The organism is Photorhabdus hainanensis (assembly GCF_018448965.1).
Lineage (GTDB): Bacteria > Pseudomonadota > Gammaproteobacteria > Enterobacterales > Enterobacteriaceae > Photorhabdus > Photorhabdus akhurstii.
Map to the genome: position 1 here is coordinate 1 of NZ_RCWD01000155.1, position 261 is coordinate 261.

Annotated in this window: 1 rRNA gene; it reads right to left on the bottom strand. The window is 54.8% G+C overall.

Annotated features, from left to right (window positions below):
- Positions 1-261 (bottom strand): 23S ribosomal RNA (locus tag EAE92_RS24315); the annotation flags it as partial.

Below are 261 nucleotides of genomic sequence, written 5' to 3' on the forward strand. Positions count from 1 at the left end.
AAGCTGGCTTATGCCTTTGCACTAACCTCACGATGTCCGACCGTGATTAGCCAACCTTCGTGCTCCTCCGTTACCCTTTGGGAGGAGACCGCCCCAGTCAAACTACCCGCCAGACACTGTCCTCAACCCGGATAACGGGCTTAAGTGAGAACATCGAGCATTCAAGGGTGGTATTTCAAGGATGGCTCCATGCGGACTGGCGTCCGCACTTCCAGGCCTCCCACCTATCCTACACATCAAGGCTCCATGTTCAGTGTCAAG